This is a genomic window from Pectobacterium versatile (assembly GCF_003932035.1).
Taxonomy (GTDB): domain Bacteria; phylum Pseudomonadota; class Gammaproteobacteria; order Enterobacterales; family Enterobacteriaceae; genus Pectobacterium; species Pectobacterium versatile.
Genome location: NZ_CP034276.1, coordinates 1,088,777 through 1,115,410, shown reverse-complemented (window position 1 = coordinate 1,115,410; position 26,634 = coordinate 1,088,777). Strand labels below are relative to the sequence as shown.

Sequence of the window (26,634 nt, the reverse complement as noted above, 5' to 3'; positions counted from 1 at the left end):
TCATTACGACTTATCGATGTCGCAGGAAATTGCGACCGAAGGAACGAACCGAGTATTTCTTTATCGTATGTGGCCCATCATTTTAGTAGACAGCAAGAATGGCAACCCGCTGTCACATGACATTCGCATAGAAATGAGCATACACTCTCAATTCAATTCCCTGGTTCCATACCCCACGACCACCTTTCCGGCAGCAAGGCTTTTTGTTACCACGGTTCCGGCGCCGACTTTTACGTTATCACCTAATGTAATGGCGCCTAGCAGAATGGCATTGGCACCAAGCTCCACCTGATTACCCAGCACCGGGCTTTTGGTGACATGACCTTCACAGTTTATCACGCTACCAATGGTGACTCCCTGCCGTAATGTACAGTTCGCCCCGATGATTACATCAGAATTCACCACAATACAGTGCGGATGATATATTTTCAGCCCAAAACCGATTTGAGTTCTGTGCGGAATTTCCACACAGAACAGCCACTCATTAATCACTTTATTCAGGACAACAAAAGGAACGCTGATAATTTTCAGCAGCGCATTTGATGACTGGTAAATGGTTGAAAGGCGAAACAGCAGTATGACTAGTTTAGCTTTAATACTGCCCGCCGCTTTTATTTCACACCATACATGGCCTATATTTTTCAGCATATGAATATCTATTCTTAATTCCGTGCTCAGCGCACCGTTACCGTGGAAATTCGATACCAACCGTCAGCTTGCTTGCCCTCGTTGGCGAGATTAATTCGCGATACTCCCTTTGCGTCCAGCATCGCCATTTCAATATTATACTGCCCGGCTGGCAGCGCTTCCGGCATCGCCAATTGGTAGACGAAGGTATGCTGCCCTGGCAACCAAGTGCGGATGTCATCAGCCATTTTTCCCATACTCATTACGATGTTGGCATCATTCACCACACGATAGGCCACATCATATTTCAGATAAATGGGCGCTACGCCGTCGTTAAACCACTGCTGGTTTAACGTCAGGCTCTGCCCTTGTGCCAGTTCAGACTCATGAGTTAACGAGGCCAGGCGAAAACGATAGCCGAGTTTGGTCAGCGTGTTATCCACAATGTCCCGATATTCCGTCGGCACGCTGCGCGATTTCAGATTAATGGTGCTAGCATGCTGTGCCAGCGCCCAGTCAAAGGCCACCTGCACTTGCGCACGAGTATAGTGCTGCACGCTCTGCCACTCCGACATATGACCACAGATTTCCAGACTCACCGGCGCACGTTGCCACGCAGAGCTAAAATTTGGATAAAGCGCCTCCGCGTTTTTCAGTCGCTGCGGGTAATCATCTTGCATGTGGCTCCATGTGGTCGAAAAATTATGCCAGTCTCCCCAGCAATCCGCGCGCCATCCAGCACCTTGCTTCACTGCGCTGGCCAACGTGTCGCCGCCGTTAATGAGCATAATCTTTGGGCTGTTGGGAAACGCGGCAAAATACATTTCCACGTACTTATCCAACTGGGCTGATGTGTAGCGTTCAATCAGCGGAGTAATGGTCGGGAAATTGGTGTTGTGCCACTCGCCCCATGACCCCACCAACCCAATATCGATATAAGCCAAATTCGAATTACCGTCATAGCGTAGCCCAAAAGCATTAAGCAAACGCTGGCTGTATTCGATAAACACCGGGTCGTCCAGATCCGGCACAAAGGTTTTTTTGTCCGGCGTCCATTCGCCCTTGATCCCTTTTTGGATCAGCCAGTCAGGAATCTTCGAACCACTGGCAGGCTCATCAAGCGCCATAAAGCGCAACCCCACGTTCATCGGCGGTTGATGCTGGCTAGCCAGTTCGAAAATAGCGTCCACGGCTTGAAAATTATATTGGCCTTCTGCTGGTTCGAGTTCATTCCAGTACAAACGATCATATTCAATGCCGGTGTCGGGATAATCAGCCAGCGACAACGTTGTACCATTACCCTTGTTAAAGCTGGCGACGCCAGTACCTGGGTTCGTTAGCGGGCCAGTTAGCCCTCTTGGGATGGCGGTCGTCATCACGCCATCGGCCACACCCAATACAGAAAATAGCAAACCTCCTACAGCGATAATTTTACAATGCACTTATGACTCCTTATTTCCACATCAGCAGAAACCGGAGGTCAGTGATCCTTCAGGCTGAGCCACCAATCCCAAATTCCTAAGTGGAAATGTGGGAAAATATCAATACCCAAGGCAGACTTAATCATGTAAAGCATCAATAGCGCCGCAAGCATGCAGGAAAAGCCAGTAAACAGGATCAACGCAGTCAGCAGTATGCGAAATAGCGTTGACTCTTTGCGTGGACGCTTGCGGTGATCCAGACCGAACAAAAAAACGAAGTAATAGCGCTTGTTAAAAAAAGGGAAACTCTTACGCACGTCGACCCAATGCATTGAAGATGCCGTAATCGACAGCACCGCCTGCTCAACGGCCAGCCGCTGTTCCGAGGTCAGTTCTGTATCGGTTTTTCCATCAAGGGCTTCATAGAAGCGCTCAATGACTAACGGGCGTTTATTCGATTCATTCACTATTAACCTATTGATTTATTTACTGCGGTGTAAACGGCCATCGTTTGTTCCGCGATTTGTTGCCAATTATACCTTTGTAAATATTCAGAGTAATCAACAGATAACGATTTAGAGCGCAACGTGATTTTTTCGGATAAATCCGCCACATCTCCTACATTGAAATAAGTTTCTGGCGCTAATTTCACCTCCAGATTGGCTGGGATATTGCTGACCACGGCAGGCAATGAGAATGACATGGCCTCCAGCAACGCAATGGGTAACCCTTCATGATATGACGACATCACAAAGAGTTTAGCCTGTGAGAAAACAGTTTGTAGTTCCTGGCCGTTTAAAAATCCGGTCAGGATCACATTCGGGGTTTCATGGGCTAACTGTTTTAATCGCATGCTATACGCAGTGGGGTGATCGGCATCGCCAACCAAAACCAGTGGCATCGTGACACCCGATTGCCGATAGGCCGCGATAAGATCATGCAGGCCTTTTTCTTCCACGAAACGGCCAACCGCAACCAAATAGTGTTGTGGCTGAAGAGAAAAACGCGCCAATATTTGATTGATAACGTCCGCAGTGAGTCGCTGGGGTAGATTCACACCGTTATAGATAAGATGGGCATCATCGCGGCCATATTTCTGCTTGATCATATTATTAATCACTTCGGAGATCACAATCACTTCATTGGCATATTTCACTGCGACCTTTTCACCCAGCATTAAAATCTTCTTTGCCAGGAATCCCCATTTATGGCGGTCATAGTCTGGGCCATGATGAGTAAAAACCACTTTTTTACCCAGCAAACGTAAAAGCGGCACCACCAGGCCCGGACCAATAGCGTGAACATGCACCACCGTGGACTGATCAAAGCAGGTGATAAATGCCGCCAGCACCGAATGAACGATAGCCTCTAATGAACGCTTTTTCGGCGACAGTAAAGCGCGAGTCATCACGCCTCGATATTGTGATTTTTTATAATTGACATAAGGCGAACGTGCGAGAACGCAAATATCCACGTCGAATTGCTGTTTAATCGTAGGATATAAATTTTGGCAATGTGTTTCCACACCACCCAACACGTTTGGAATACCACGTGTTCCCAGAACGGTAATTTTCGTAGTCATATTACTTTTCGATTAATATCTCCCGATAAAGCGCCAATAGAGATTCTGTGTGTTTACGTAATGAATATTTTTCGCGAAGACGTTGGCGCGCATTTAATCCCATTTCTCTGGCTTTTTGCGGATTCAACGTCAGGTCATCCAGCACATCGGCTAATGCCTGCACATTGCCGGGTTCGAATAAAATGCCGTCTATCTTATCGCGAATTTGTTCAGGTATACCGCCAATACGCCCACCTACCACCGGTTTAGCGAATGCCATAGACTCCAGTACCGACATTGAACAGTTTTCATAGTATTCGGAAGGAACCACCACCGCGCGTGCGTATTTAATCAGCCGGTTAAGTTCTTCGCCCTGCTGTTTATAACCCAGGAATTCCGCATGCGGAAATTGCGCGACCAAATCGTTATACAGCGGCCCGCTGCCCGCAATTTTTAACGGAATTTTATTCCGCATTTGCTGATGCGCCCTGGCAAGCGTAGCAACGCCTTTCTCCCTACTCAGGCGACCAATAAACAGCAAATAACCGTCGTCTTTAACATCCTCCGCCGGCAGGCTGTCATTAATGCCGTTCACAATCACGTCAATACGAACATTCGGCAGCTTACGCATTAATTGGTTACGCAGAAATTCGCTGGGCGAAACGATCACATCCAGCGCCTGATAGTTTTTGGCAATATTCTGCCAGGCACCTTCTAACGAAAGCAGCAGACTTTTCGATGTAGAACCTTGCTGGCACCGATATTTAAAAGCGTTAAATACCGAACCGGTTAAACAAGCGTCACAGACTTTGCCATCGCGCAGCATGGTGTACGAAGGGCAGATAATCTTGTAGTCATGAGCCGTTAACACGGTTTTACACCCAAATTGACGGGCAATTTTAATCAACGACGGCGTGAGTTGGTGGTAGATATTGTGAAAATGAACAATATCCGGTTTTTCTTTACGCAATAACACCAGCAATTTCTTACATGCCTCAGCATTATGAATAAAGTTAACCGCGGTTTTAATTGCCCCAATCGCACTGCTGTTTTGATGATAATCCACATTACCGACAAAATAGGGCGCGTAGTCTGACGGGAAGTTATTTTCATGCTGCATAGAGAAAGCGATAACGTCAACGCCAGCCTTTTTCAACATATCAATCTCTTGAAAATAAACCGTTTCAGCGCCGCCCTTAATATAGAAAAATTTATTGACCAATAAAACTTTCATCATACCTGCCTATTCATGAATAACCTTGCTGCTTGGTGGTGTCATAGGGTCGCGCACGGGTCTGGTTAACCCTTTTATCAATCCCGCAGAAAACACAGCCAGGTTCATCACACCCTGCACCCCGTTCAGCAGTGAACGGTTCTTAATCGTTTTTAATGCCACAAAAGCGAGTAACGGCAGCAACGCAGCACCAATAACAGTGGCGTTAAACGTCAATAAACTCATCAACAGCACCAGCAGATAAACCGCAAAAACTGCCTCGTTTTTAACGATATGCAATGCCTCACGGAAATAAGGCATCCCCCATGCGCTTCGTAAAAGCTCGCCCGGTGCCCAGAGAAAACCGTTCCGCCAACGATATTGCAGCATTTTATATGTTGGCATGGTGTACGACGTGTGACGGAAATAAGGCACATTAAGTCGATGTAATTTATAGTGGGCATAGCGCAGACGAATGCCTAATTCAGCCTCTTCATAACCATGCAAGCTGCGGTTGGTGAGATAACCTATTTTTTCAATTGCCGAGCGGCGGTATAAACCCCCACCACCTAAATGACCGCAGTCGCCCAACGGATATATTTTATGAAGGCGCTGTTTACGTGATATAAACTCATAGTTCGCCGCGCCATCCATCTCTACCGTTCCAGCCACGCCAGCGTAATCAGGGTGTGCGGTTAAAAATGCGATGCCCTGCTCAATAAAGCCATCTTCCAGCTCCATATCGCCGTCCATTAGCAGCAAATAATCCCCCTGACTGTACAGGTAACCAAGCTGATGCCCCACACCGCAGCAGCGTTCGGACGGTTCAGTCAGCGACACCACGGTAATGCCTTTGGCGCTGGCAAGCTGCTGAGTGTTGTCGGTTGATAAGCTATCGGCAACAATGATTTTATGGGGGTAATCCACAATATGGCGACGAATACTGTCGATGGTTTTTTCGATGCATTCCGCTTCATTGAATGTCTTAATACTCACTGAAATAAAAGGTTTATCACTCATACAGTTTTCCGATATAACGGCGGACAGAATGGCGAATCACCAGACTTGAGCCCAGAGATAAATAAAATAGGAATTGCAACATGGGAATAATCATCAGGATCTGGCTATAAGGCAGACTCAACAGGCACCCAACCACAAAAACGTTAAAGGCCGGAGAAAAACTCAGCAGTTTCAGGTCCTGTTGGTCTAATTTATTACGATCTAGTCCCGGCTTTGGCTGCGTAATGACTAAGATATAAATAATTAGCCCGATGAAAAATAACGTTCCAACCACGCCGACTTCCCATAACAGCACACTTAATGAGGTTGAATCGATGATCAGGTTATAGATAATATTCAAAAAACCGGGAGAGACAGCGCTGCCGCTATTTGTCGCATTTAATCCATAGCCAAACAACGTGCCGGATATCCCCCACATATCGTGATTTTTCAGCCAGAAAAATAGCGTAGTAAGACGCCCAAGTTCACCGGATTCCATAATGTAGCTGGTATCAAAAATATAATTCAATGAATCCAGAAATACGCTCATCGCGCTTTTCGTCGGGTCGCCACCAAAGGCCGAGGAGTAACCCGAGGCCAAAATGGTAATCGCCACGGTAATCAGCAACGCCATGCCAGTGAAAATCAGCAAAATTGCTTTCAGGTTTACGCTATTCATGCCTTTGATGTAGCTCGGCATTAACCAAACCCAGGCCAGTAATAACGGTGAAATCAGAATCACAAATTTCACTTCCCCCAGGATACACAAGCTAAATCCCAAAACGATATGCAGCGCCGTGGATTTAAACGACGTCAAACCATGTTTAAATTCCGAGACTTTCAGCAGCATAATCAACAGGCAGAACAACCCCATCGCCGCGGTATTTCCCCCGCCCATCGGGTCGCCGCCGAAAGTGCCGACTACCGAGTCCCATTTTTCGTCTTCTCCCTTCAATGCTGCCCGCCGCGGCAAAACAAACAACACCTGATAAATCACCACCGGGAACTGCGCGTAGAACACCCAATACAAACTGCGGGTCACGCGATAAATCTGTGATTCGCGGCAAAATCCCAGCAGCAGGCAAAACATCATCAGCGACAATGCAACCTCGTTTTTAAACCCAACGATAGTGACGGTTATTCCGCCCTGTAACAGGGTAGATAATCCCGCCATCGCCAGAAAAGAGAGGTAAAGCGTGAGAACCATCAATTCCTGCGTATCCAAATGCAATCTATCGTAGCGAGTCTGCATAATCAGCAACCCCACCATGTTCAGCGCCAAAATAAATGGTAACCACAGTACCGCCAGAAAACCGGTGAAATACTGCGTCAGTCCGCAGAATACCAGCGTGATAACAACATAAACCTGTAGGTAAAGCCCGGTATTCAAGCTCATGATTCTGTCATCATATTTTTCAGTCCATTAGCACGTTTGTTTACTTTGAGATAAATAAACGCGTAGCGTACAAATGTAAGCACAGAAAAAAGAATCATTGATGTGGCATAGTGATTATAAAAAAAAGGCACAATCACAAATGCGATTAATACCACACTCAACTGTTCTAATTGAATACGCAAAAAATAGCGATGAGAGCCAAATATTAGTTCGATCACCGTCAGCGGACACACCGCCAGCGCCGGAAATAAATAAGGCAACATATAGCGAGAGGTTGGAATGGAGTTAATCCACTCCTCGCTAAAAAAAAGATGCATCACCAACGGATAGAAAATAAATATCCCTAGAGTGCAGATCACTCCCGACATCAATAATACCAGACGGACTTTTTTGAACTCATCATAGTTGAAACGTTTATTTCTGAAATCGGTAGACCAGGTTGAAAAAATAGAATGACGCACTGCATTACCGATGATCACCACCGGAGACAAACAAAAACGGCTCACCACCGAGAAATACCCCGCTGTCAACGCGGAAAACCAAAAATTAATCAGCATAACCGGCAAATTACTATTAACCATCGCCAGCACTTCGGCGCTGCCAACGCGGGTGAGATGATGAGCATGCTGATGAAAGAAAGCCCTATTACGTTGCGGACTAAAATGTCCAAACGTAATGGTGTGAATATTGAACGAGAACAAAATACATCCGCTAATCAGCACCATCATGGCGCAGGCCCAGGACCAATAAAACGCGGTGGTATGTGAAGTGAACACCAGCGAAAGCACGACCACCACCGAGACGGCGAGTCGCTGAAAGGCCAGAAAACGGTAGTTACCCTCGCGCAGCGACAAATTCTCCGAGATCAGCACCAGCGCATAGGACAGCGTGAGCAGATAGAGAAAGAACACATTTCGCTGAAACAGCCATGCGGTCAACATCGCATAGGGCACAGCGGTAAGCAGGCTTTGCAGTGTGCTGAATACCACACTCTGCGCCAGTTCACCGTCTTGCTGTTTCGGAATCAGCAGTTGCGATGCAAAGGTACAGACCTGCGCCCCCACCAACACGATGCTGTAACTCAGCGCGTAGATCCCCACCTCGGCCATGTTGTATTTATGCGAAATCAGCCAGATAGACAGCGCGCCAATCAGTTGTGAAACCACCGATGAACCCGCAATGGTAGAAATGCTTTTTAGTAAACTCATCTTTTTCATAAACTCACAGGTGACCAGTACTGTCGATTAGCGCATTCATACGATGGTTCAGGGAACGTATCCCCTCTTTGGTTTCGAGGTTTTTATCCGCAACCCGATTCATTACCGCGCCAATCAGCACCGCACGGTGGTGTTTAACTTTCTCAATGGCATTAAGCACATCACCCGTACGCCACTCGCCGGCTTTCAGCACAAAAACCACCCCGTCGATTACCCGGCTAATGAGTTGACTATCCTGCGTTTGATTCACTGCGGCCACATCAACGATTATTCTCTGATAGCGTGTTCTCAGCTCTGCCATCAACGTCACGACATGTTCGGACGACAGCATCAGTAAAGAAGACATCAAGGCATTGCCACGCGGCAGGAAGCTTAAATTTTCACTGATTGTCACCAGTGCGGCATCCAACGGTGATTGCCCTTGCAGCAGTTCCGCCACACCGATAGCGGAAGGGGGCGCCAGGTCTTGCGTCAGCCCGCCGTCGTTAAAGAAATCCAGGTCGATAAGCAGCGTTTTTTGGTCAGCGCTGAAAGATGTCGCCAGCAAATGCGCCAGCAACGATCGCCCTTCGCCATGCTCTGCCGAGCTGATGGCAATGGCCTGGCAGGATGGATGCGATAACAAAATGTGGATTCGCATGCTGTGGACAATATCGACGTACAGCGGCGCTTTGGTTATCAAACGCACAACCTGTGAGCGCTTCACGCCACTGGCGAAGATGCGAATTTCCCCCACCGGCGCCATATTCAGGCGCTTTTTCATCTGGCTGATACTGTTGATTGAATTATCCAGCGCGGCTCTCACGATGAAGTAAACCACCGAGAAAATCAGGGTTAGCATGACAACCATCACCAGCAGCATCACTTTATTGGGTTTCGACGGGTGGTCCGCCGGCACGGCAGGGTCGTAAAGTACCGCGTCCGGCTCTAAATAGTTACCTGCCAGCGTCTGCTCTTTGGTGCGCTGATAGAGCGCCTTATACAGCTCTTTTGTTTTATCCAACGCGGTGATCAGGTTATTGTATTCATCACGTTTAGACGCTAACGTTTGGAAATCCGCTTTCTGTTTCTCCAGCAGTTGCTGATAATATTTTTCATCCCTCAACGCCGCCTGATACTGCTTATTCAGCCCCGCTTCCAGTTCGAGTAACACGGTGTGGGTCTGCTCTTCAATCGCCTGAACCTGGGCTTCGGCTTCTAAAATTTTGGTATGCTTCAGCCCGTAGCGTTTCCGTAACTCGTATAAAGAACGCCGAGCCTGAATCAGCGCAATGCGCAAATCCTGAATTTGGGCATGATTAGAAATATCAGGCAGAGAAATGATGTTTTCCAGCGACGTACCCACGTTCAAACGCACGCTGTTGTAGTTCGTTTCCGCCCTGATGCGACGTTGGGTGGCATCCGCTAACTTGGTGGTGACGATCCCCAGTTGTTCAGTTTCGAAGCCATCCACGCCGCGGAAAGTCAGCAGCCCTTCTTTCTTCAGAAATTGGTCGATGACGGCCTGTTGCTCGACGACTTGCTGCCACACCTCTTCCATCTGTTTTTGGTTCAATGTTTTGGCTTTCAGTGTCTTGAGGTGCTTTTGCCTGGCCGTATAGTCAATAAATGCCTGCGCCGCGCCGTTAGCGATGTCGGCCGCCAGCTCAGGCGACGCCGACTCGTATGAGATAGTGGCGAGGTGCGTGGTGCGAACGCCAGTGATAGTGAGGTTTGCCACTATCGAACCCAGTGCGTGATCGACCCGCTGTTGCTCATCGCCACGGTTATCCGCATTTTTGTCTATATCGCCGTTAAACGCTGGATTTTGGTCCAGCTTGATGTCCCGCACGGCTTGTTCCAGCACAATACGCGACTGCATCAACGCATACTGGGTTTCGTAATAGCCGCTACGGGTGGAATCATAACCATCGACCTGCGGCAAAGGCGAAACGTTATCCTGCTGTGCTTTAAGCAGTACCGTTGCGGTCGACACATATTTGGGCGTGATCATGCTAATCAGCGGGTAAGCCACCACCGCCACAATCAGGCCGGCCAGCATGATCTTCCAGCCGTTCTGTTTGATCTCTTGGGCAAATCTGGAGAAATCAATGATGCTTTCCAGTTTTCTGCCATTTTCCACGATAGATAGACTCATGGTCAGAAAAAGCTCATACCGACAATCACGGTATCGCCAGGATGAACGACACGTCTTACATCAACATTTTCAATCAGTTGATTGCTATTCGATAGACGAATACCCACATCCTTGCGGTCTGCGCGATCGGTAAATCCGCCGGCCAGCGCCAACGCTTTTTCAACGGTTAAGCCCGGTTCGTAGGCATACCCGTTCGGTTTCTCCACTTCACCAGTGATATAGAATTTCCGGAACTCGGCAATGCTGACCGTCACCATCGGATTTTGCAGATAGTCGCCGCGCAGGCGATTAGCCAACTCCTCGCCCACCTGCTCTGGCGTTTTCCCTTTCAACACCAGTTGACCAATGTAGGGGAAGGTAATCGCGCCGCTTTTATCCAGCATGAACTTCATCGTCATCTCCGGCTCGCCGTACACCAGAATATTTACAGCATCGCCTTCATCTAACTGATAACCGGTGGTTTCACTTTCAGGTTTGTCCCTCAGCGTCTGGCTCGGCGGGGAACATCCCGCTAGCCAGACGCTGAGGGACAGAAAAATGCACAGTTTTATTATTTTCACGTTAGATCTGTACCTTAGCCGTAAACATAATCAGAGAGTTATCACGGCCCAGCATTCTGACGACCTGGCGATCGCCGTTAGGGCCAATAAAGAAAGAATCGCTATCTTGATTGGAACGTAGCGTGTTCAGTTGATACTTTAATTCAACGTTAATAGAGGGTCTGAAGTTATAACTCATGGAGAATGTGAACACCCTGTTTCTGTCTTTACGATCTCGCGGGTAATTCTTGTAAACGTCCGTCAGGTATGAATAGTCAAACGTGGTGGAGAAACGATCGACGAGCCAAAAGTGCTGATAAGAGATGCCGTATTTAGAAACCAGGATATAGCCGCCAATTTCTGACGGGTCTTTGATATGCTGCGACGTATGTGCGGTAAAAACGGATTGTTTAAGTGGTTTCCACTCCGTCTGAATATCCCAGTTTATCCCGCTAAAACTCCTGGAATTCGGGTTATTATCGAATGTCTTGTATAGCCAGGACACATTGGCATCAATACCGGTTTTTCCCGTAAGTTGCGATTTAATGCCGAATTCCAGATAGTATTCATCATTATCTTTTTGCGAATCGATTTCATAACGCCGCTGATTACCAATAAAACGGTAGCGAAAGCGCGTTGCCGACGAGTATTGGTCAGATAATTCGGCGATTAAACCGTTCTCGTACCATTCCTGCCCAAGAACATAGTTATAAAAATCAATATCGGTATTTTTAATATCCTCCGAGCGACCTAACCGCAGTTTTCTAAACAGCAGCGCGACGTCGGCTTTACCGCGCCCTTTCAGCGCGCCATAGCTATAACGCAATTCACTGTTGAAAAGCGCGGTACTCAACGGCGAATGAATACCAAAATCGCTGAACTGTTGTGGTCGAAAACCTTCGGTAATACCGCGCCCGCGCACTTCGTGCCCAAGCGCCTCCTCAAGACTGAGCGTTAATCCATGCCTCAACCCGTAGCGCCATGCGCCATTAAAGCGAAAGAAATGGTCGGTGTAATTATCCGCCGGATCGCTGTCGTAACGACGATAATCACCGGAATACATCAACAGATATTGATCCTGATAACGCGCGCCAATGGCCTTAATCATTGGCCTGAGGCTCTGAAAATGAGAACTCACCACATTCTGATCATCAGCCTGATAGGTCACGTTATTCTCATGCCCATAGTCCAGACCCACCTGGCTTTGAAAATCAATACCGGCGACACCGATATGCGATTTCGGCATCAGGTAGGCCCAAGATGAGAGGGGGGTTATCATTCCAGCGGCGATGACCAATTTAGTACGCATTTTCACCGATAAAGCCTTTGAAAATGGTTCTAAAGATAATTTTGATATCCAACCAAAGGGACCAACTCTGAATATAGGCAATATCGTAGTGAACCCGTTTTTCCATTTTATCGAGGGTATCCACTTCGCCGCGATAACCATTAACCTGCGCCAAGCCTGAAATTCCAGGCTTCACTTTATGGCGGATCATGTAATTCTCGACTAACTGGCGATACTGCTCGTTATGCACGACGGCATGAGGACGTGGGCCAATAATCGACATCGTCCCTTGCAATACATTGAAAAATTGCGGCAGTTCATCCAGCGAAGTCCGGCGTAAAAATGCGCCAAAACGCGTAACGCGCGGATCGTTTTTAGTCGCCTGCGTCACGACGCCGACGTTTTCCATCACGTGCATCGAGCGGAATTTCCACACTTTGATTTTATTGCCGCTCAGGCCGTAACGATCCTGCTTGAATAACACCGGCCCCCGTGACGTCAGTTTGATACCAATAGCAATCACCAGCAGCAATGGCGAAATCATCAGCGTAATAACGCCACCAATCACTAAATCCTCAACGCGCTTAATCACCGAGCCAATACCATCAAACGGCGATCTGAAAATACTGATGGTCTGAATGTTATTGATGGAGCGAAACTGCGATACGTATGAGCTGTAGGAATAAAGATCGGGAATGATATAGGTATCTACCGTCGTATCGGACATCATCGACAGAAAATAACGAATGCGTTGTAGCGCAACCATTGGCAGCGCAATATAAATCTCATCCACTCTGCCCGCTTTAGCCTCTTCAACCAGCTTGCTCACTTTGCCTTTAAATTGGCTCTTAAACAGATAGCCACAACGGGATGGGCTACGATCGTCGTAAAAAGCCAATTCTAACTGCATGTTGGCATACTCTTTAAGCAATGCTTTTTCCGCCGCTAACCCGCCGGGCGTTAATCCCACAATAGCAATTCTGATCCGTTTTTTAGTCGTAAATTTAAACGTAATTAAACGCGTGATATAGAGGCTACATAGCGAAAGAATATACCAGTACAGCGTTGCGGAAAAATATATATTATCGAATTGATGCAATAGACCCAGCGAGTACAGCGTACCGGCATAATTCCTGACTAACTCAACAAAGATGACCGAAAATAATGCGGAACCCCACAGTCTTCGCTGCCCACCGGCCTGCATATTTTTAAGGCCATGATGATATAGACCAGTATATTCTCCAATAAGTAAAAAAGAGGTTGAGAATAGCAGGCTAATCATAATTACATCATCGAAAGCGCCCATCATAAATAGACTGGCGCTGACTATTAATGTTAAATTGATTGATAAAAAGTCCATCAATTTAATAACAAAAAAATCATTTCCATAGGAAATATTTATCCGGTTAGTAGACACTTTTTTATCTTAATCCATTAAGTTTTTTATTATTGGCATTTCTCCGTGACGGATAATACATCACATAAAAAAATTTTAGAATAACAATCAGAGCAATCTTAAAGAAAATTTTGGCAAAAAACACAAAATGCTAGTGCCCACAGCCATAACAATTAATGTATAAAATATAATTTTTCACATTATTAATTTCTCTAAATATTTATTTTATCATTATTTAGTTTTAAATATTTTTATTCTATAATTATTCCAATTTAGTGGATAAAGCGTAAAATTTCGCCGTTCAGGCAAATCTGCTCCTCTGTTTTTTGATTCAATAAGTTGACGTAAATATCTTTTCCGATGCGTTTTGATTTATCCCTTCGTATCGGGGAATTTGTGGGTCAGATTGCGAATCATCCAGTTCGACGAACGGGAGTGATCCGTTCGCACCCGAACGTATAAAGATTGGCCTTCACTAACCGATATCTTTATTGTTTTGATGAGAAGCGATGCCCGATACGGGTTCACCGTATTCATCAAACGCTTTAAAAAAACTGCCAGAAGGGAATTCAGGTATGATCAACCAGATTGGAACCCCCTATAGCACCAGCACACAGGCCGCCGATACCCAGCGCGCGGCAGCTCAGTCTGCCACTGCAGATAGCGTGCCCGTAAATGCCGACAGCCAGACCAAACAAGAGGTGGTGTTTTCCTCTCTGGCGCAGCAATTAAGCGACAGCGCAAGCCGTGCTGATGCCGAGTATGCGGGCCTCAGCATAAAATAACTCGGCGAAAAAGCCACCACGCTGCTCAAAAAAATCACCGGGCCAGATTATGACGCTAACCGGGCGATCAATAACGCTGAAGTGCCTAATTCTTCCGATCCCGGACGTTTGGGCAGGGCAGCAGACGCCACAAAATTTGTTAATGGTTTATGAAGCGAAATTGCAGAAATGGATTGATCTCGATTACAACTACTTTACCAATACCGTAGAAGGTAAAGGATCTCCGGATGATATTCTCTCGCTGCAAGAAAGCCTGGACATATTACAACAATAGTCTGGACGGTTCGCTGTTGAATTTTGGTTATATGGGAAAATATGCCGTTGTTGATTAAACCAACGGCATTGCAGCTATACTCGTCATACTTCAAGCGGCTTGTGCGTTGGCTGCCCTTATTCACCCCAGTCACTTACCTAAGTAAGCTCCTGGGGATTCATGCGGTTGCCGCCTTCACGCCACTCGAATTATTTAGAGTATATATAGCTATAATATTAATAACATCGCAAAAAATATTCAGGTTTTTAACCCCGATAAAAATGACGCATCGTTACGATAATTAAAATGATGAGATGCAATTAACTCAGTAACGTTATCCAGCCACTGGGGATATCAGTAAAAAACGTGGCTTCCTGTGTGGCAGTCCGTGTGCCAACAATAACGTACTGACTGAGCGCCGGGTTAACGTTGGTTAAAATGTAGTACGGCTTGCGCCCGAACATATTCCCTTGATTTGGCTGCTGTGCGCCCACGCTACCATCGAGGTTGAATTCAAAATACAGGGCATTCTGCGGTGCAGTGATTTGATACTTATACTTCCCGTAGGATGCGCCATCCAGGACACAAGAGGTGGAAACAGAGTCACCTTTTGAGTTACTGATAATATAACCCCCAATATCCGCAAGGCTTTTGAAATTGTTATCTTTAATAATTTTCTGAATATACGCTATTGCCTGGAGTGGTGTTCTCCCTCGGCACGACTCTATTTGTGGCTGGAACCCGGATTTCTGAATATCCCCAATGGTCCGATTATCTCCGCGATAATAAATAGATGGCATATCTTTATCTCCTCATTAAAATGATATTCATCAGACAGACACTGTCGCTATAAACATTTTTAAAAATAGCAGCAGAGATAAAAAAAGAAATCCGTCTCTTGGAGTAGGCTATTTATCGTGATGGGTTATTGTTGACAGGGGAAGCGTCTGAACTATCCGTGATGATTTAAACGGCAAAAGCATAACGACGCCATCAGCTGTTATGCTCTTCATTCTGTATTATGTCGAAAGATCTCTAAAAGTGAATGGTTCGCTTTACTGGGATACTTACAATGCCACCACCAGCAACAACAATAGCCACGTTAGCTGCAAATATCACTCCCCATCAAACCTCCTCAGAAATCTGGCTGATTTCCCGCAGCGCTCCCGGTGCGTGGCCCACGATGCGTTTAAATGCCCGGCTGAACGCAGCCAGCGATCCGTAACCCAGACGCAGAGCCACCGTTTCAATCGCCTGATGCTCATGGCGGATGTACTGGACAGCTAAGCGCATGCGCAATTCGCTGAGATATTTCGCGGGTGTTGTACCGGTTGCAGAGAGAAAGCGTTCGGCAAATACGGAACGGGAGGTGCCCGCCTCTTTTGCCAGTTCCGCGACGCTCCAGTTGACGCCCGGATTCTGGTGCATCGCGTAAATCGCCCGGCTTAACCGCGGGTCGCGTAATACTTGCACCCAGCCCGTCGCCTTACCGCAGCCTGCTTCGACCCATCCACGTACGATAAGCGCCGCGACAACATCGGCCAGCCGCGCCAGAATGCCGGCAAACCCCACCTGACGCGTCATCGACTCACGTTCCATCGCCGCAAGCAGCGGATGGATTTCCGGCCAGGTCGACATCAGGCGGCTCACCATCATGACTTCCGGCATCGCTTTGATCAGCGGCTGCATTCCGCCCAGCTCAAAGTCCATACATCCACTGAAGATCACCGTGTTCTCGGTATCGGGGCACGGTTCGCAGTCGATCGCACACACCGAATTGCAAATCGCTTCGCTGGGAAACGCAGACACCGGTGTGATGTCAGCCTTTTCATCAGAGAGCAGAGCATGCGAATTCCCGTTGGGGATAAACAGCGCGTCCCCACTTTTTAGCACACACGTCGCGCCACTCTCCATGCGCAGCAACGCCGTGCCCTGGCTGACAAAATGAAACTGCGCCTTGCCGGGCACGTAGTCGAACGCCACACCAAAGGGGGCATAGGTTTCAATTCGGCGATATTTCACCCCGGAAAGACGCATCCCACGCAGAAGCTCGCTGATCAAATCGGGTGACTGAACGGTCATGGTGGCAACTCCGGACGAATAATCAATATTTGAAGATTATATGTCATAGATCGTCCATGAGGAAAACCCTATGCTTCGTGACAGTCGTCACATTTTTCTAACGGGAGAGCAACAGATGAATTCATGTATCGCGGCGAGTGAGGCCATCGCGCCCACCAAACCCGCCTGGCGAGCCGTCTATTCACTGGGACTGGGAGTGTTTGGTCTGATTACGGCTGAGTTTTTACCAGCCAGTTTATTAACGCCGATGGCGGCCAGTTTAGGCATCACGGAGGGAATGGCAGGTCAGGCGGTGACCGCGACGGCGCTAGTCGCGCTGGTGACCGGATTGCTCATCACATCGGCGACTAAAAGCATCGACCGTCGTTGGGTATTGATGTTTTTCTCAGTGCTGCAAATCATCTCCAGCCTGCTGGTAGCGTTTGCTCCCGATCTGAATGTACTGCTATTGGGGCGTTTACTGCTAGGGATTGCGATTGGTGGGTTCTGGGCTATGTCCACCGCTACGGCGATGCGCCTTGTGCCTAAAGATAAAGTGCCTAAAGCGCTGGCGGTGATCTTCTCCAGCGTCTCGATTGCCACTGTCGTTGCCGCGCCGCTTGGCAGCTATTTGGGGAGTTTGATTGGCTGGCGAAACGTCTTTATCCTCTGCATTTTGCCGAGCATTCTGGCGCTGTTGTGGCAGCTCTGGGTGTTGCCATCAATGAAGCCAGAAAGCAGCGGTAGCCTGGGAACACTGTTTCGCGTGCTGCGTCGTCCGGGCATGATCGGCGGGTTGTTGGCAACCGTGCTGATTTTTAGCGGACATTTTGCCTTCTTTACCTACCTGCGCCCGTTCCTGGAAACCGTCGGGCAGGCAAGCGTCGAAAGTATTTCTCTGATTTTACTCGGCTTTGGCCTCGCCAATTTTGTCGGTACCTCGATTGCAGGTTATCTACTGGCACGAAACTTACGCCTGACGCTGGCACTGGTGCCTTTTATCATGGGCGTTCTGGCGCTCACCATGGTGGCCTTTGGACATCTGGCAATACTGGACGGTCTGCTGGTGGCGATGTGGGGGTTTGCGTTTGGTCTGGTTCCCGTGGGCTGGTCAACCTGGCTTGCGACAACCGTACCGGATGAAGCCGAAAGCGCAGGCGGTTTACTGGTAGCATCGATCCAGTTTGCCATCGGGGCTGGCGCTGCGGGTGGCGGGGTAATATTTGACCTCAACGGAGCCAGCGGTGTGTTTGCTGGCAGCGGATTATTGCTGGTATCGGCAATGGTGATTGTTTTTGCGGGTGTGCGAGTTCGCACGCAATAAAACGGCATGCCACACCCGAGCGCGGGTGTGGCATCCAGCATGGGAATCGAACGTTCCCCGCTCGGCTATAAATCTTCCAGCAGATTTTTGGAAAGCTGTCGCAACATATTCAGATCCTCATCCTTCATACGCATAGAGCAGCGCATCTGATTTGGCAGGTCAACGATCCGTTCTTTCAACGCAAGCGCCTTGTCAGTCAGCACCACTTTCTTCATGCGTTCATCACCCGCAACCGCAACCCGGTTTAAAAATGCCTTGGCTTCCAGCTTCTGGACAAGCGGCGTCAGCGTGCCTGAATCAAACAGCGTTTTCTCACTCAGTTCTCTGAGCAGGATATTGTCCTGATCGTACAGGGACAGAAGGACGACAAACTGCGGGTAAGTCAGATCGAATTCTTTCAGCAGCGGCCGATACTGACGAATCAGTGCATTGGCGACCGAATACAGAGAGAAGCACAATAGTTCACCCAGGGTACTGTTTTCTTTCATTTTAAATACTCCGTTACTCACAAGCTTAAAAAAAATTATAAATAATGTTTGACCAAAATTAACTTGTGCGCAAGTATTTATCTCACTATTAAATCGCATTGGATTTAGAATCACCCTTGTGAACCTACCAACCGCACGATTTTAAAAAAGGCCAATATCATGAAAACTATCTCCACCATCCTGACGTCTGCCGTGTTCGCTTCTATGACATCCGTCGCTTCTGCGACGCCGATCAATGCCCCTGCACCAACCGCTGGCGTACAGGCATTTCTTGATGTCCTGAATTCCGGCAAGGGCAAACCGATAGAGCAGATGACGCCACAGGAAGCGCGTCAGGTTCTGATCGGCGCACAACAGGGCGTGAAGTTGCCAGCCGCACAGGTGTCTGAAAAAACCATCCAGGTGAACGGTCAGGCTATTAAGCTGAAAATCGTGAAGCCGGAAAATGCATCCGGTACGCTGCCCGTGTTCATGTTTTTCCATGGCGGCGGCTGGGTGCTCGGTGATTTCCCGACCCACGAACGTTTAATCCGCGATCTGGTCAGGGCGTCTGGTGCAGCAGCGGTGTACGTGGATTACACCCCGTCCCCTGAAGCACGTTTCCCTGTAGCCATCAATCAGGCTTATGAAGCGACGCAGTGGGTGGCCGAGCATGGTCAGGAAATTGGTGTGGACGGTAGCCGTCTGGCGCTGGTCGGCAACAGTGTCGGCGGCAATATGGTCGCTTCTGTTGCCTTACAGGCTAAGCAGTTCGGCGGGCCGAAAATTCGTTATAACGTCATGTTGTGGCCTGTAACGGATGCGAACTTCGATAACGCGTCCTACAACCAGTATGAAAAGGGCTATTTCCTGACGAAGAATATGATGAAGTGGTTCTGGGATAACTACACGACCCGCGCGGCTGACCGTAACAACATTCTTGCTTCCCCACTGCGTGCCAGTACGGAACAGTTGAAGGGCTTCCCGCCAACATTGATTCAGACGGCAGAGTTGGACGTACTGCGCGATGAAGGCGAAGCGTTCGGACGTAAGCTGGATGCAGTTGGCGTTCCCGTGACCGTGACTCGCTATAACGGCATGATCCATGATTACGGCCTGCTGAATCCGCTAAGCGAGGAACCGACAGTCATCACCGCGTTGGAGCAGGCAGGCACCGAGTTGCAGAAACACCTGAAATAACAGCTTGATGCTGCAACGGTTCAAAATGATAAAAGCCCTGACTATATTAGCCAGGGCTTTTAAGGTACTGCAGATTTAAGATTTAACATTCATTGACTTAATAACATCTTACTACTATCGGTACTGCTTCAAATGTACACGTTTATAACAGATAATATTGGGCACTAAAATTAGCTAAACCTCCCTATATTTACTGATTTAAACACTCTGCCAACCTTATCACCATTCAAAGATATGGCAGGTTAACAAGTACATCCCCCATCGCGATATAGACTCTTTGATGCGTAGCCTTACTCCCGTTGCGATATTTTTCACATCACTAAACCAATACTTAATCGCAACCAATAAAAACAAAATCATGGCCTTACATCATCGCGCTTTCGTCCCCTTTTTGCGATTGTCGGTACTGACTACGTGGCCTTAAAGCATCATCGAGTGAGGAAATGAATATTTCTCAACATCGATTACCCATACAACAATACTTCGTGACCTGTATCGCAAAATACGTGTTAAAGAGTATATTCACTGTCTTTAACATCACAGCAGGCTGAAATTTCACTGCTGTTAGTAACCAATCTACGGATTTTAAAAACAGTGTCAATACTGTTTTTAATAACATGATTTTAATAACAGTAGTCATTAGGTCAGCATGAGGAAAAAGTAGAAAAAAAGAGCCCCCACGGTATTCAACCCTGCGCCGCCGCTACCTCCACCAATATCAATAACACTGCCGACCGTTTTAAAAAGAGACGCATATTCTTTAGCCAGCACATATCCAACCGGGCGAGATAGATCCCGCATGGCAAGATCGTAAATTTCTGCTCGCGATGCGGAGTGCGCCAGATGCTCATATAACGTCAGCCCAAAGATCTCAAGCACCTTGATAATATTAGAAATATTCTTTTCACTCGCCTGACATTCCTTTGCCAATTCAGCGATAGTTGCCCCCTGCTCCCTTATTTTATCAGCTATCCCTATTTCCGCTGCGACGCATAATGCTTTTGCGGCCAAAGGCATCATCATAATTTCTGAAATACTTCTAATATGCTCAGCGGAATTCATATATTTCCCTTTATTACCTAATTTCATAGCGAGGATGAGTTTACGATCTAGCACGTCATTTATGCCGATACGCAAACTATGCTGAAATGAGGCTAAAAACATATCATCCGTTTGGCCGAACGGTAATCAGCCATCTACCATCAGGCCAAAAGAAATAAGGGATTAAAACATCATATTTTAAAGATGCTATTATTTTAAAAATAGGATTTGTTATCTATGGTTTAAAATAACGACTACCGGAAAACGCGCCCACCAATATTGCGCGCGGCGTCGATATACGCCTCTGGCGTTTTCAATTCCGGCATCAGCAGTATTTCAGACGTCAATACTGGCGCACCGCAGTAGTCAAAAATCCCGTGTGCGATCTGGGCATGAAAGGCGTCCGCGTAGCCATGCTTTTCAAATGTTCCCTGGTTGACTGCTCCCAGCGCCACAAGGTGTACTGGTAAATGCCCCAGTTTCTTTATCACATTTCCATCGGCGGTTTCTTCATAGGCCCAGCCGCTTGAAAACACGCGATCGATCCACCCTTTCAACAACCCCGGCATGGACCACAAGTAAATCGGGAACACCAGCACCAGCGCATCTGCATTATCAATACGAGATTGCTCAGCAATGACGTCAGATGGTGTTGCACCTGTACACTGAAAAGCCGCTATATCTGGCACAGAAAACACCGGGTTAAAGCCTTCCTGTGTAAGATCTGCGATTTCAAACGTATTTTCTGGGTTTGCCCCAGCGATCCCTTCCGCAATCGCGGTAGCGACACTGTGCGTTAGTGAGGTATGAACAGGATGAGAAACGACAAGTAATGCATGCATTCCGGGTACTCCCTATTGCTATAAAACAGCGTCAGATATAGTCTTATATACTAACAGTAACCTACCATTAGTAAGTTACTTTTGGTACATAAGAATGTCAACAGGATAATATCGCCAATGTCCAAACCACAGGCACGACAGCGCCTATCAAGAGAAGAGCGCCATATACAGCTGATCAAAGCCGCCTGGCAGATTATTCGGGAAGAAGGTACGGAAGCGCTGACACTCGGACATCTGGCGGAACGAGCCGGTGTAACAAAACCGGTGGTTTACGATCACTTTACTAACCGTTCGGGGCTGTTAGCTGCATTTTATAAGGAATACGATGCTCGCCAGACGGCAATTATGGATGACATTATCCGTAACACTGAGCCCGTGCTCGATAAGCTGGCAGCGGTGATTGCCACCTCATACATTGATTGTGTACTGCTTCAGGGCCGCGAAATGCCCAACGTCATGGCGGCACTTACCGGAACCCCTGAGCTTGAACAAATCAGGCAGGAGTACGATGCCACCTTCACGGAAAAATGCCGCGACCTCTTTGCCCCATTCTGCGCGGGCAAACCGCCTCATGACGCCGCATTACGCGCGATGCTCGGTTCCGCCGAGGGATTATCTTATGCCGCCGTTAAAGGGATTATTACGGAACAGCAGGCTAAAGATGAACTGTTCCACGTGATTGTCGCGATGGTGAAAAGGTGTAGTGCGCAGCGCTAAAAACACCGACACCTTATTGTGATAGTCGTGAAGGGTCAGTACGCCATCCTGACCACTTTACCAACCCGTTCTCAGAATAATTCAGCAAAGCTTATTGAGCAACTCACATATTCGGGCTAGATCCCTTTGTGGGAATGTAGTCCCCCCTAAATTTAGTCTTACTGCTTAATGGAGTTCTCTGGTTAAAATACAACCAATGGAGGCTCATCATGAAGAAAGCGCGTTTCACTGAAACTCAGATCCTGCGGGTTTTGAAAGAAGTTGAAGGTGGTCGGCATGTGAAGGATGTGTGCCGTGAAAACGGTGTGTCGGAAGCCAGCTATTACAACTGGAAATCTAAATACGGCGGCATGGAGTCCTCTGATATCAAACGGATGAAAGAGTTGGAAGAGGAAAATCGCCGGTTAAAGCAAATGTACGCATCCCTGAGCTTAGATCATGAAATTCTTAAGGATGTTGTTTCAAAAAAACTTTAACGGTGCCTGAGAAGCGTGAACTGGTGCATTATGTTATGACGGAACATCAGGCCAGCGAACGACGCGGGTGCCGGATTATCGGTATCAGTCGAAGTCTGTTGCATTATTGCCCGAATACGGCGCGGGATCTGCCTGTAGTCGAGGCGCTACAAAAACTGGCGCATCAGTATCCGGCCTATGGTTTTGGACTTATGTTCAATAAGTTACGACAGGCAGGGTTACTGTGGAATGCAAAGCGGGTTTACCGGATCTATCGATTGTTGAAACTCAACTTTCGGCGCAAAGGGAAAAAACGTTTACCTAACAGGCATCCACAGCCGTTAGTTATACCGCATAAAATGAACCACTGTTGGTCAGTTGATTTTATGAGTGATGCCTTGAGCGACGGGCGGCGATTCAGGTTATTTAACGTCGTTGATGACTTTAATCGGGAAGCGCTGGCCATCGATGTTGATTTGAATATACCGGCTCATCGTGTTGTGCGAATTCTGGAACGATTAAGCGCAGAACGAGGCTACCCGGCTTTTATACGAAGTGATAATGGGCCAGAGCTCACCGCCGCAGTCTTAGCCGAATGGGCAGAACGCCACGGTGTGAAACTCGATTTTATTCAGCCCGGAAAGCCGATGCAGAACGGATTTATCGAGCGATTTAACAAAACGCTACGAACAGAAATACTCGATATGTATCTGTTCAGAACCTTGTCTGAAGTGCGTGAACTCACAGAGGACTGGCGCACAGAATATAACGAAGAACGCCCGCATAGCTCACTGGGTGATATGCCACCTGTTATCTATGCGCGGCAAAAACTGGCCGGAGATCCTCATTGGCGGTGGTACTAAAAACCGGAGGGACTACAGGAAGAACTATTATTCCCAGCCAGACTCTCTTTAAAAATTTATAAGTCAAAGTATAGACTTTATTTTTTTAAGATGATCATCTTTATTTCCTTAATTAGAAATAGCACCATCATTTACACATCTATAGATAAGAATAAAAAATAAATTCAAACATCATTATATTAATTAATGTAGGAGCTATTCATCAACAGCCCCTACATTTTTGAGAAAAAAACAAATCCATCTATCTAACCAGAGAAACGCTGAATACAGAGATAATAAAAATTACGCTACTACAGATATAAAAAATTTAAATAAATTACCACTTTCAGATTTTTAATCACCCACCTATTGCAGCCTTGTACTGCTGAGATGCTTCTTTAATACCATTAAAATACGATTTATAACTCCCTTTTATCGGCCCATTTAGCTGATCACACATTTTTTTACATTGTTCAACGACATCGACGATATCAAGAATATTCAGCACAATATCAACCACGGACATAATCACAGTAATAACTGTAGCAAACTTACCTACAAAATCCATTGTTTCAAATGCAGTAGCATCGCATTCCTCTACAGGGATACCAGCATCTTTACACTGGGCTTCGATTGTGCTGTTTGCGATTTTTAACTTGTACTGCATAATCCCAAGCGACACGCTTGTAACCAGTGTCATCCCATATTTTGCTGTTGAAGGTAAGTTCAGACCTACAAGAACATTTAGGAATTTTTTGACATCTGCATCCGACTTATCACTAAAATTCAATTCATCTAACGCATCATATACTTTATTTATTTCATCACAGTTATATACGATTCTAGCCGACTCTGCATATTCTCTAAAAGTATTGGCATCTAACTTCCCTTGTTTTCTTTGTACTTGAGCCATAAATTGCATTAAATTTGCCCGACACGTCCTAGTATCAAGACCTTGTGGTGCTTTTGAGTTTATTAAATTATTATTTTCTTTGTATTTACTGACATACGATTGAACATTAGGGCTTATTCTAGATGAAATATCGCTATCTATTGTTCCCAATTTTGCATTTAAATCTTTTGATTTTGATGAAATAACAGCTCTTTCAATACCCTCGGCAACTTCAAGTGAGGCATAAACAGCCATACCAAGTCCAAACGTCCAAATTGATGCGATAGCAGCAGCGTCTGCTGCCATTTGAGTTGCATCAGCTGCGATAGTAAGATCTCGAACTTCACATGCCAAATCATCGAGCATATCAAACTCTGAATCAATGATAGAGTCTGATTCAAAGTCACCCAAGTTAGCAAATAGAGATTGTTCAGAAATCAACTGATCAATGTTGGAGTCACTTTCTGTATCCCAAGTAGATATATAATTCAGATAGGTAATTAAGTCTGTACTAGCCATTTTATTTTCCTTCATCAGATAATTTAACTATTAATAAAAACTAACACCGTACAATCACTCATAAAAACAACATCACTTCACGTAAATTTTATGGTGACATTATAATTATGCTTGGAAAATGATAAAAACAAACCTGCCAAATGCCCGAAAAGTAATAGGCCATTTGCCATATAAAAGACCATATTAAAAACAGCCTCCGAAAAAAAATTATAAATAAGAAACTTCAAATCCTCACCAAGACACCTCCCACATTCACAATAAAATTAACAATCACCTTCTACAAATATGACCATTATAAGAAAAGGATAATATTTTCTTATCAAAACAAAAAACTTTGGTTTCAGAGATATCTATCACCTGGCATTATCGAAAGAGGAGAATATTGGCGACATCCGGGTTAACTAAAGTATGTAAATAATGCGAACCGACCACATATCATATCGTGAAAAGGGGATTATCTTGATAATTCAGGATGCGAAGAGACCTTATGCCATCTGAAAAATGAAATGCATTACATGCATGACTGTTCCGGTGTCACGCGGGAAAGCGTTATACAAAGTGTAGGTATTTATATCAGGTGGTATACAAACCGCGTGTCAAACGGTTCCAAGGTAGTATACGCTCAAAAAAAATGCCGTAGAAACCGGGGAACACATAATAAAACCGTCCAGAAAAAACATCTCCCTACGGTTTTATCATGTGTGGTTTACAACCTTTATGCTATTCGCAAAGCCATTCAAATAAAACCGTGTTTTCCCGAGAGGCTCATTGCAGTCTATTTAGGGCAACTCTCTGCGACTCCGTCAAGCGCTTCCTGCTCGTGTCTGAAAGATACCGGATTTTTGTCATTACTTTTGTCGATAGTAAGCACGTAGATGCTGTCAAAATCCGAACCCGGCCACTTATCTGGAATCAACGATGCATCTCCCCCCACTTTCTTAACCACCGACTTGGCTATCAGAACCAGGTTCTTGTGTTCCCAGGCAACAAATGTGAGGTGGTTGTCCTTACGGTTACTGACCAATTCATCAGACACTTCCTCAACATCATCCGCGTGATATTTTAAATTAATCGGTATCGAAAGACCCACTGCGGTAGGAATAAGCGTGGAAAGCGCACGCAGTGAACTGCCGGATTTATTCTGGTGAGGCGCGGAGGCAAAAAGCTCATCAGGATGGCCAAAACGCGGAATCAATACCTCCGGTAGCGCCAACGCGCGATTAAGCCCTTTGCACGTTAATTGCCCACTCTGGTTATCCGGTTTTTCTCCGTGGCGAATAAAGACAACGGTCTGTTTTGCATAAGAGAGATTACTGAAAAAAATAATCAGAAGAACAGGACAGATAATTAAGCTGCGAAATAAATATCGTAATTTCATATTCCACCCTAATAATAAAAATTCAAAATTATCGTTATATTTTGAATCGAGGAAATCCTCTGAT

General features: G+C 46.5%; 24 protein-coding genes. 5 read left to right on the top strand and 19 right to left on the bottom strand.

Annotated features, from left to right (window positions below):
* Positions 1-147: 147 nt before the first annotated feature.
* The 12 genes from EIP93_RS05080 to EIP93_RS05025 are packed head-to-tail and all read right to left on the bottom strand — an operon-like array spanning position 148 to position 13,758.
* Entirely contained in the window at positions 148-648 is a 501-nt protein-coding gene (locus tag EIP93_RS05080; protein ID WP_103861241.1) for a serine acetyltransferase, read from the bottom strand.
* 26 nt (positions 649-674) lie between these two features.
* Complete coding sequence (locus tag EIP93_RS05075; RefSeq protein WP_125232376.1) at positions 675-2,069, bottom strand: DUF4832 domain-containing protein; 1,395 nt, start codon at positions 2,067-2,069, stop codon at positions 675-677.
* 38 nt (positions 2,070-2,107) lie between these two features.
* A complete protein-coding gene (locus EIP93_RS05070) occupies positions 2,108-2,515 on the bottom strand; it encodes a hypothetical protein (protein ID WP_039490298.1) in 408 nt (135 codons plus the stop codon).
* Positions 2,516-2,517: 2 nt separating this feature from the next.
* Positions 2,518-3,630 carry a glycosyltransferase family 4 protein gene (locus EIP93_RS05065; protein ID WP_039507741.1) on the bottom strand — a complete coding sequence of 371 codons (1,113 nt, stop codon included), beginning with the start codon at positions 3,628-3,630 and terminating at the stop codon, positions 2,518-2,520.
* 1 nt (position 3,631) lies between these two features.
* On the bottom strand, positions 3,632-4,843 hold the full coding sequence (locus tag EIP93_RS05060; protein ID WP_103861689.1) for a glycosyltransferase family 4 protein: 1,212 nt from the start codon (positions 4,841-4,843) through the stop codon (positions 3,632-3,634).
* A 9-nt stretch (positions 4,844-4,852) separates the two neighbouring features.
* The gene (locus EIP93_RS05055; protein WP_109225477.1) at positions 4,853-5,842 is read right to left on the bottom strand and encodes a glycosyltransferase family 2 protein; all 990 of its coding nucleotides are present in this window, start codon (positions 5,840-5,842) and stop codon (positions 4,853-4,855) included.
* Positions 5,835-7,217, bottom strand: a complete 1,383-nt coding sequence (locus EIP93_RS05050) for a capsular biosynthesis protein (RefSeq protein ID WP_125232375.1) — start codon at positions 7,215-7,217, stop codon at positions 5,835-5,837. Before EIP93_RS05050 ends, EIP93_RS05055 begins: the two co-directional genes overlap by 8 nt.
* Positions 7,214-8,425, bottom strand: coding sequence for a lipopolysaccharide biosynthesis protein (locus EIP93_RS05045; RefSeq protein WP_107332404.1), 1,212 nt, complete (start codon positions 8,423-8,425; stop codon positions 7,214-7,216). The genes EIP93_RS05050 and EIP93_RS05045 overlap by 4 nt, the downstream gene beginning before the upstream one ends.
* A 13-nt stretch (positions 8,426-8,438) precedes the next feature.
* Entirely contained in the window at positions 8,439-10,571 is a 2,133-nt protein-coding gene (locus tag EIP93_RS05040; RefSeq protein WP_103972349.1) for a GumC family protein, read from the bottom strand.
* Between the two features lie 2 nt (positions 10,572-10,573).
* Entirely contained in the window at positions 10,574-11,131 is a 558-nt protein-coding gene (locus tag EIP93_RS05035) for a polysaccharide biosynthesis/export family protein (protein WP_103942715.1), read from the bottom strand.
* A 1-nt stretch (position 11,132) separates the two neighbouring features.
* Positions 11,133-12,419, bottom strand: coding sequence for an outer membrane beta-barrel protein (locus EIP93_RS05030; protein ID WP_125232374.1), 1,287 nt, complete (start codon positions 12,417-12,419; stop codon positions 11,133-11,135).
* Positions 12,409-13,758, bottom strand: a complete 1,350-nt coding sequence (locus EIP93_RS05025; protein ID WP_198673502.1) for an undecaprenyl-phosphate glucose phosphotransferase — start codon at positions 13,756-13,758, stop codon at positions 12,409-12,411. Before EIP93_RS05025 ends, EIP93_RS05030 begins: the two co-directional genes overlap by 11 nt.
* 611 nt (positions 13,759-14,369) lie before the next feature.
* Between EIP93_RS05025 and EIP93_RS22875 the strand changes: the two genes are divergently transcribed.
* Entirely contained in the window at positions 14,370-14,579 is a 210-nt protein-coding gene (locus tag EIP93_RS22875; protein ID WP_103942719.1) for a hypothetical protein, read from the top strand.
* A gap of 573 nt (positions 14,580-15,152) precedes the next feature.
* Here the strand turns inward: EIP93_RS22875 and EIP93_RS05010 are convergent.
* Entirely contained in the window at positions 15,153-15,632 is a 480-nt protein-coding gene (locus EIP93_RS05010) for a hypothetical protein (RefSeq protein WP_103942721.1), read from the bottom strand.
* A gap of 325 nt (positions 15,633-15,957) precedes the next feature.
* Positions 15,958-16,914, bottom strand: a complete 957-nt coding sequence (locus tag EIP93_RS05005; RefSeq protein ID WP_103861252.1) for an AraC family transcriptional regulator — start codon at positions 16,912-16,914, stop codon at positions 15,958-15,960.
* Positions 16,915-17,029: 115 nt separating this feature from the next.
* On the opposite strand from EIP93_RS05005, the gene EIP93_RS05000 reads away from it, so the two are divergent.
* Entirely contained in the window at positions 17,030-18,217 is a 1,188-nt protein-coding gene (locus EIP93_RS05000; RefSeq protein ID WP_103861690.1) for an MFS transporter, read from the top strand.
* Positions 18,218-18,282: 65 nt separating this feature from the next.
* On the opposite strand, the gene EIP93_RS04995 is transcribed toward EIP93_RS05000, so the two are convergent.
* Entirely contained in the window at positions 18,283-18,705 is a 423-nt protein-coding gene (locus tag EIP93_RS04995; protein ID WP_103861253.1) for a MarR family winged helix-turn-helix transcriptional regulator, read from the bottom strand.
* Between the two features lie 159 nt (positions 18,706-18,864).
* Here EIP93_RS04995 and EIP93_RS04990 point away from each other — a divergent pair, with 159 nt between their 5' ends.
* Positions 18,865-19,884, top strand: coding sequence for an alpha/beta hydrolase (locus EIP93_RS04990; protein ID WP_103972496.1), 1,020 nt, complete (start codon positions 18,865-18,867; stop codon positions 19,882-19,884).
* 639 nt (positions 19,885-20,523) lie between these two features.
* Here the strand turns inward: EIP93_RS04990 and EIP93_RS04985 are convergent.
* Together EIP93_RS04985 and EIP93_RS04980 are read right to left on the bottom strand one after the other, a co-directional pair.
* Positions 20,524-21,048 carry a hypothetical protein gene (locus EIP93_RS04985; RefSeq protein ID WP_233961220.1) on the bottom strand — a complete coding sequence of 175 codons (525 nt, stop codon included), beginning with the start codon at positions 21,046-21,048 and terminating at the stop codon, positions 20,524-20,526.
* Positions 21,049-21,179: 131 nt separating this feature from the next.
* Positions 21,180-21,767 (bottom strand): NAD(P)H-dependent oxidoreductase, encoded by a 588-nt coding sequence (locus EIP93_RS04980; RefSeq protein ID WP_125232373.1) that lies wholly within the window; start codon positions 21,765-21,767, stop codon positions 21,180-21,182.
* 117 nt (positions 21,768-21,884) lie between these two features.
* On the opposite strand from EIP93_RS04980, the gene EIP93_RS04975 reads away from it, so the two are divergent.
* Together EIP93_RS04975 and EIP93_RS04970 are read left to right on the top strand one after the other, a co-directional pair.
* A complete protein-coding gene (locus EIP93_RS04975) occupies positions 21,885-22,484 on the top strand; it encodes a TetR/AcrR family transcriptional regulator (protein ID WP_125232372.1) in 600 nt (199 codons plus the stop codon).
* A gap of 209 nt (positions 22,485-22,693) precedes the next feature.
* Positions 22,694-23,802, top strand: a protein-coding gene (locus EIP93_RS04970; RefSeq protein ID WP_103164902.1) for an IS3-like element ISEca11 family transposase whose coding sequence is annotated in 2 segments (ribosomal slippage) — positions 22,694-22,946 and positions 22,946-23,802 — 1,110 coding nt in all. Because the reading frame shifts where the segments join, the coding sequence is not laid out codon by codon here.
* A gap of 337 nt (positions 23,803-24,139) precedes the next feature.
* Here EIP93_RS04970 and EIP93_RS04965 read toward each other — a convergent pair.
* Positions 24,140-25,192 (bottom strand): hypothetical protein, encoded by a 1,053-nt coding sequence (locus EIP93_RS04965; RefSeq protein WP_103162747.1) that lies wholly within the window; start codon positions 25,190-25,192, stop codon positions 24,140-24,142.
* Positions 25,193-25,967: 775 nt separating this feature from the next.
* A complete protein-coding gene (locus EIP93_RS04960) occupies positions 25,968-26,570 on the bottom strand; it encodes a histidine phosphatase family protein (protein ID WP_103158281.1) in 603 nt (200 codons plus the stop codon).
* Between the last annotated feature and the right edge of the window lie 64 nt (positions 26,571-26,634).

Bases quoted from the DNA above. Each gene is read 5' to 3' on its own strand.
- EIP93_RS04990 (WP_103972496.1), top strand. From the start codon at position 18,865: ATGAAAACTATCTCCACCATCCTGACGTCTGCCGTGTTCGCTTCTATG.
- EIP93_RS05005 (WP_103861252.1), bottom strand. From the start codon at position 16,914: ATGACCGTTCAGTCACCCGATTTGATCAGCGAGCTTCTGCGTGGGATG.
- EIP93_RS04980 (WP_125232373.1), bottom strand. From the start codon at position 21,767: ATGCATGCATTACTTGTCGTTTCTCATCCTGTTCATACCTCACTAACG.
- EIP93_RS04960 (WP_103158281.1), bottom strand. From the start codon at position 26,570: ATGAAATTACGATATTTATTTCGCAGCTTAATTATCTGTCCTGTTCTT.
- EIP93_RS22875 (WP_103942719.1), top strand. From the start codon at position 14,370: ATGATCAACCAGATTGGAACCCCCTATAGCACCAGCACACAGGCCGCC.
- EIP93_RS05050 (WP_125232375.1), bottom strand. From the start codon at position 7,217: ATGAGCTTGAATACCGGGCTTTACCTACAGGTTTATGTTGTTATCACG.
- EIP93_RS05025 (WP_198673502.1), bottom strand. From the start codon at position 13,758: ATGGACTTTTTATCAATCAATTTAACATTAATAGTCAGCGCCAGTCTA.
- EIP93_RS05010 (WP_103942721.1), bottom strand. From the start codon at position 15,632: ATGCCATCTATTTATTATCGCGGAGATAATCGGACCATTGGGGATATT.
- EIP93_RS05055 (WP_109225477.1), bottom strand. From the start codon at position 5,842: ATGAGTGATAAACCTTTTATTTCAGTGAGTATTAAGACATTCAATGAA.
- EIP93_RS05080 (WP_103861241.1), bottom strand. From the start codon at position 648: ATGCTGAAAAATATAGGCCATGTATGGTGTGAAATAAAAGCGGCGGGC.
- EIP93_RS05045 (WP_107332404.1), bottom strand. From the start codon at position 8,425: ATGAGTTTACTAAAAAGCATTTCTACCATTGCGGGTTCATCGGTGGTT.
- EIP93_RS04985 (WP_233961220.1), bottom strand. From the start codon at position 21,048: ATGTTTTTAGCCTCATTTCAGCATAGTTTGCGTATCGGCATAAATGAC.
- EIP93_RS04965 (WP_103162747.1), bottom strand. From the start codon at position 25,192: ATGGCTAGTACAGACTTAATTACCTATCTGAATTATATATCTACTTGG.
- EIP93_RS05060 (WP_103861689.1), bottom strand. From the start codon at position 4,843: ATGAAAGTTTTATTGGTCAATAAATTTTTCTATATTAAGGGCGGCGCT.
- EIP93_RS05000 (WP_103861690.1), top strand. From the start codon at position 17,030: ATGAATTCATGTATCGCGGCGAGTGAGGCCATCGCGCCCACCAAACCC.
- EIP93_RS05065 (WP_039507741.1), bottom strand. From the start codon at position 3,630: ATGACTACGAAAATTACCGTTCTGGGAACACGTGGTATTCCAAACGTG.
- EIP93_RS05030 (WP_125232374.1), bottom strand. From the start codon at position 12,419: ATGCGTACTAAATTGGTCATCGCCGCTGGAATGATAACCCCCCTCTCA.
- EIP93_RS04975 (WP_125232372.1), top strand. From the start codon at position 21,885: ATGTCCAAACCACAGGCACGACAGCGCCTATCAAGAGAAGAGCGCCAT.
- EIP93_RS05040 (WP_103972349.1), bottom strand. From the start codon at position 10,571: ATGAGTCTATCTATCGTGGAAAATGGCAGAAAACTGGAAAGCATCATT.
- EIP93_RS04995 (WP_103861253.1), bottom strand. From the start codon at position 18,705: ATGAAAGAAAACAGTACCCTGGGTGAACTATTGTGCTTCTCTCTGTAT.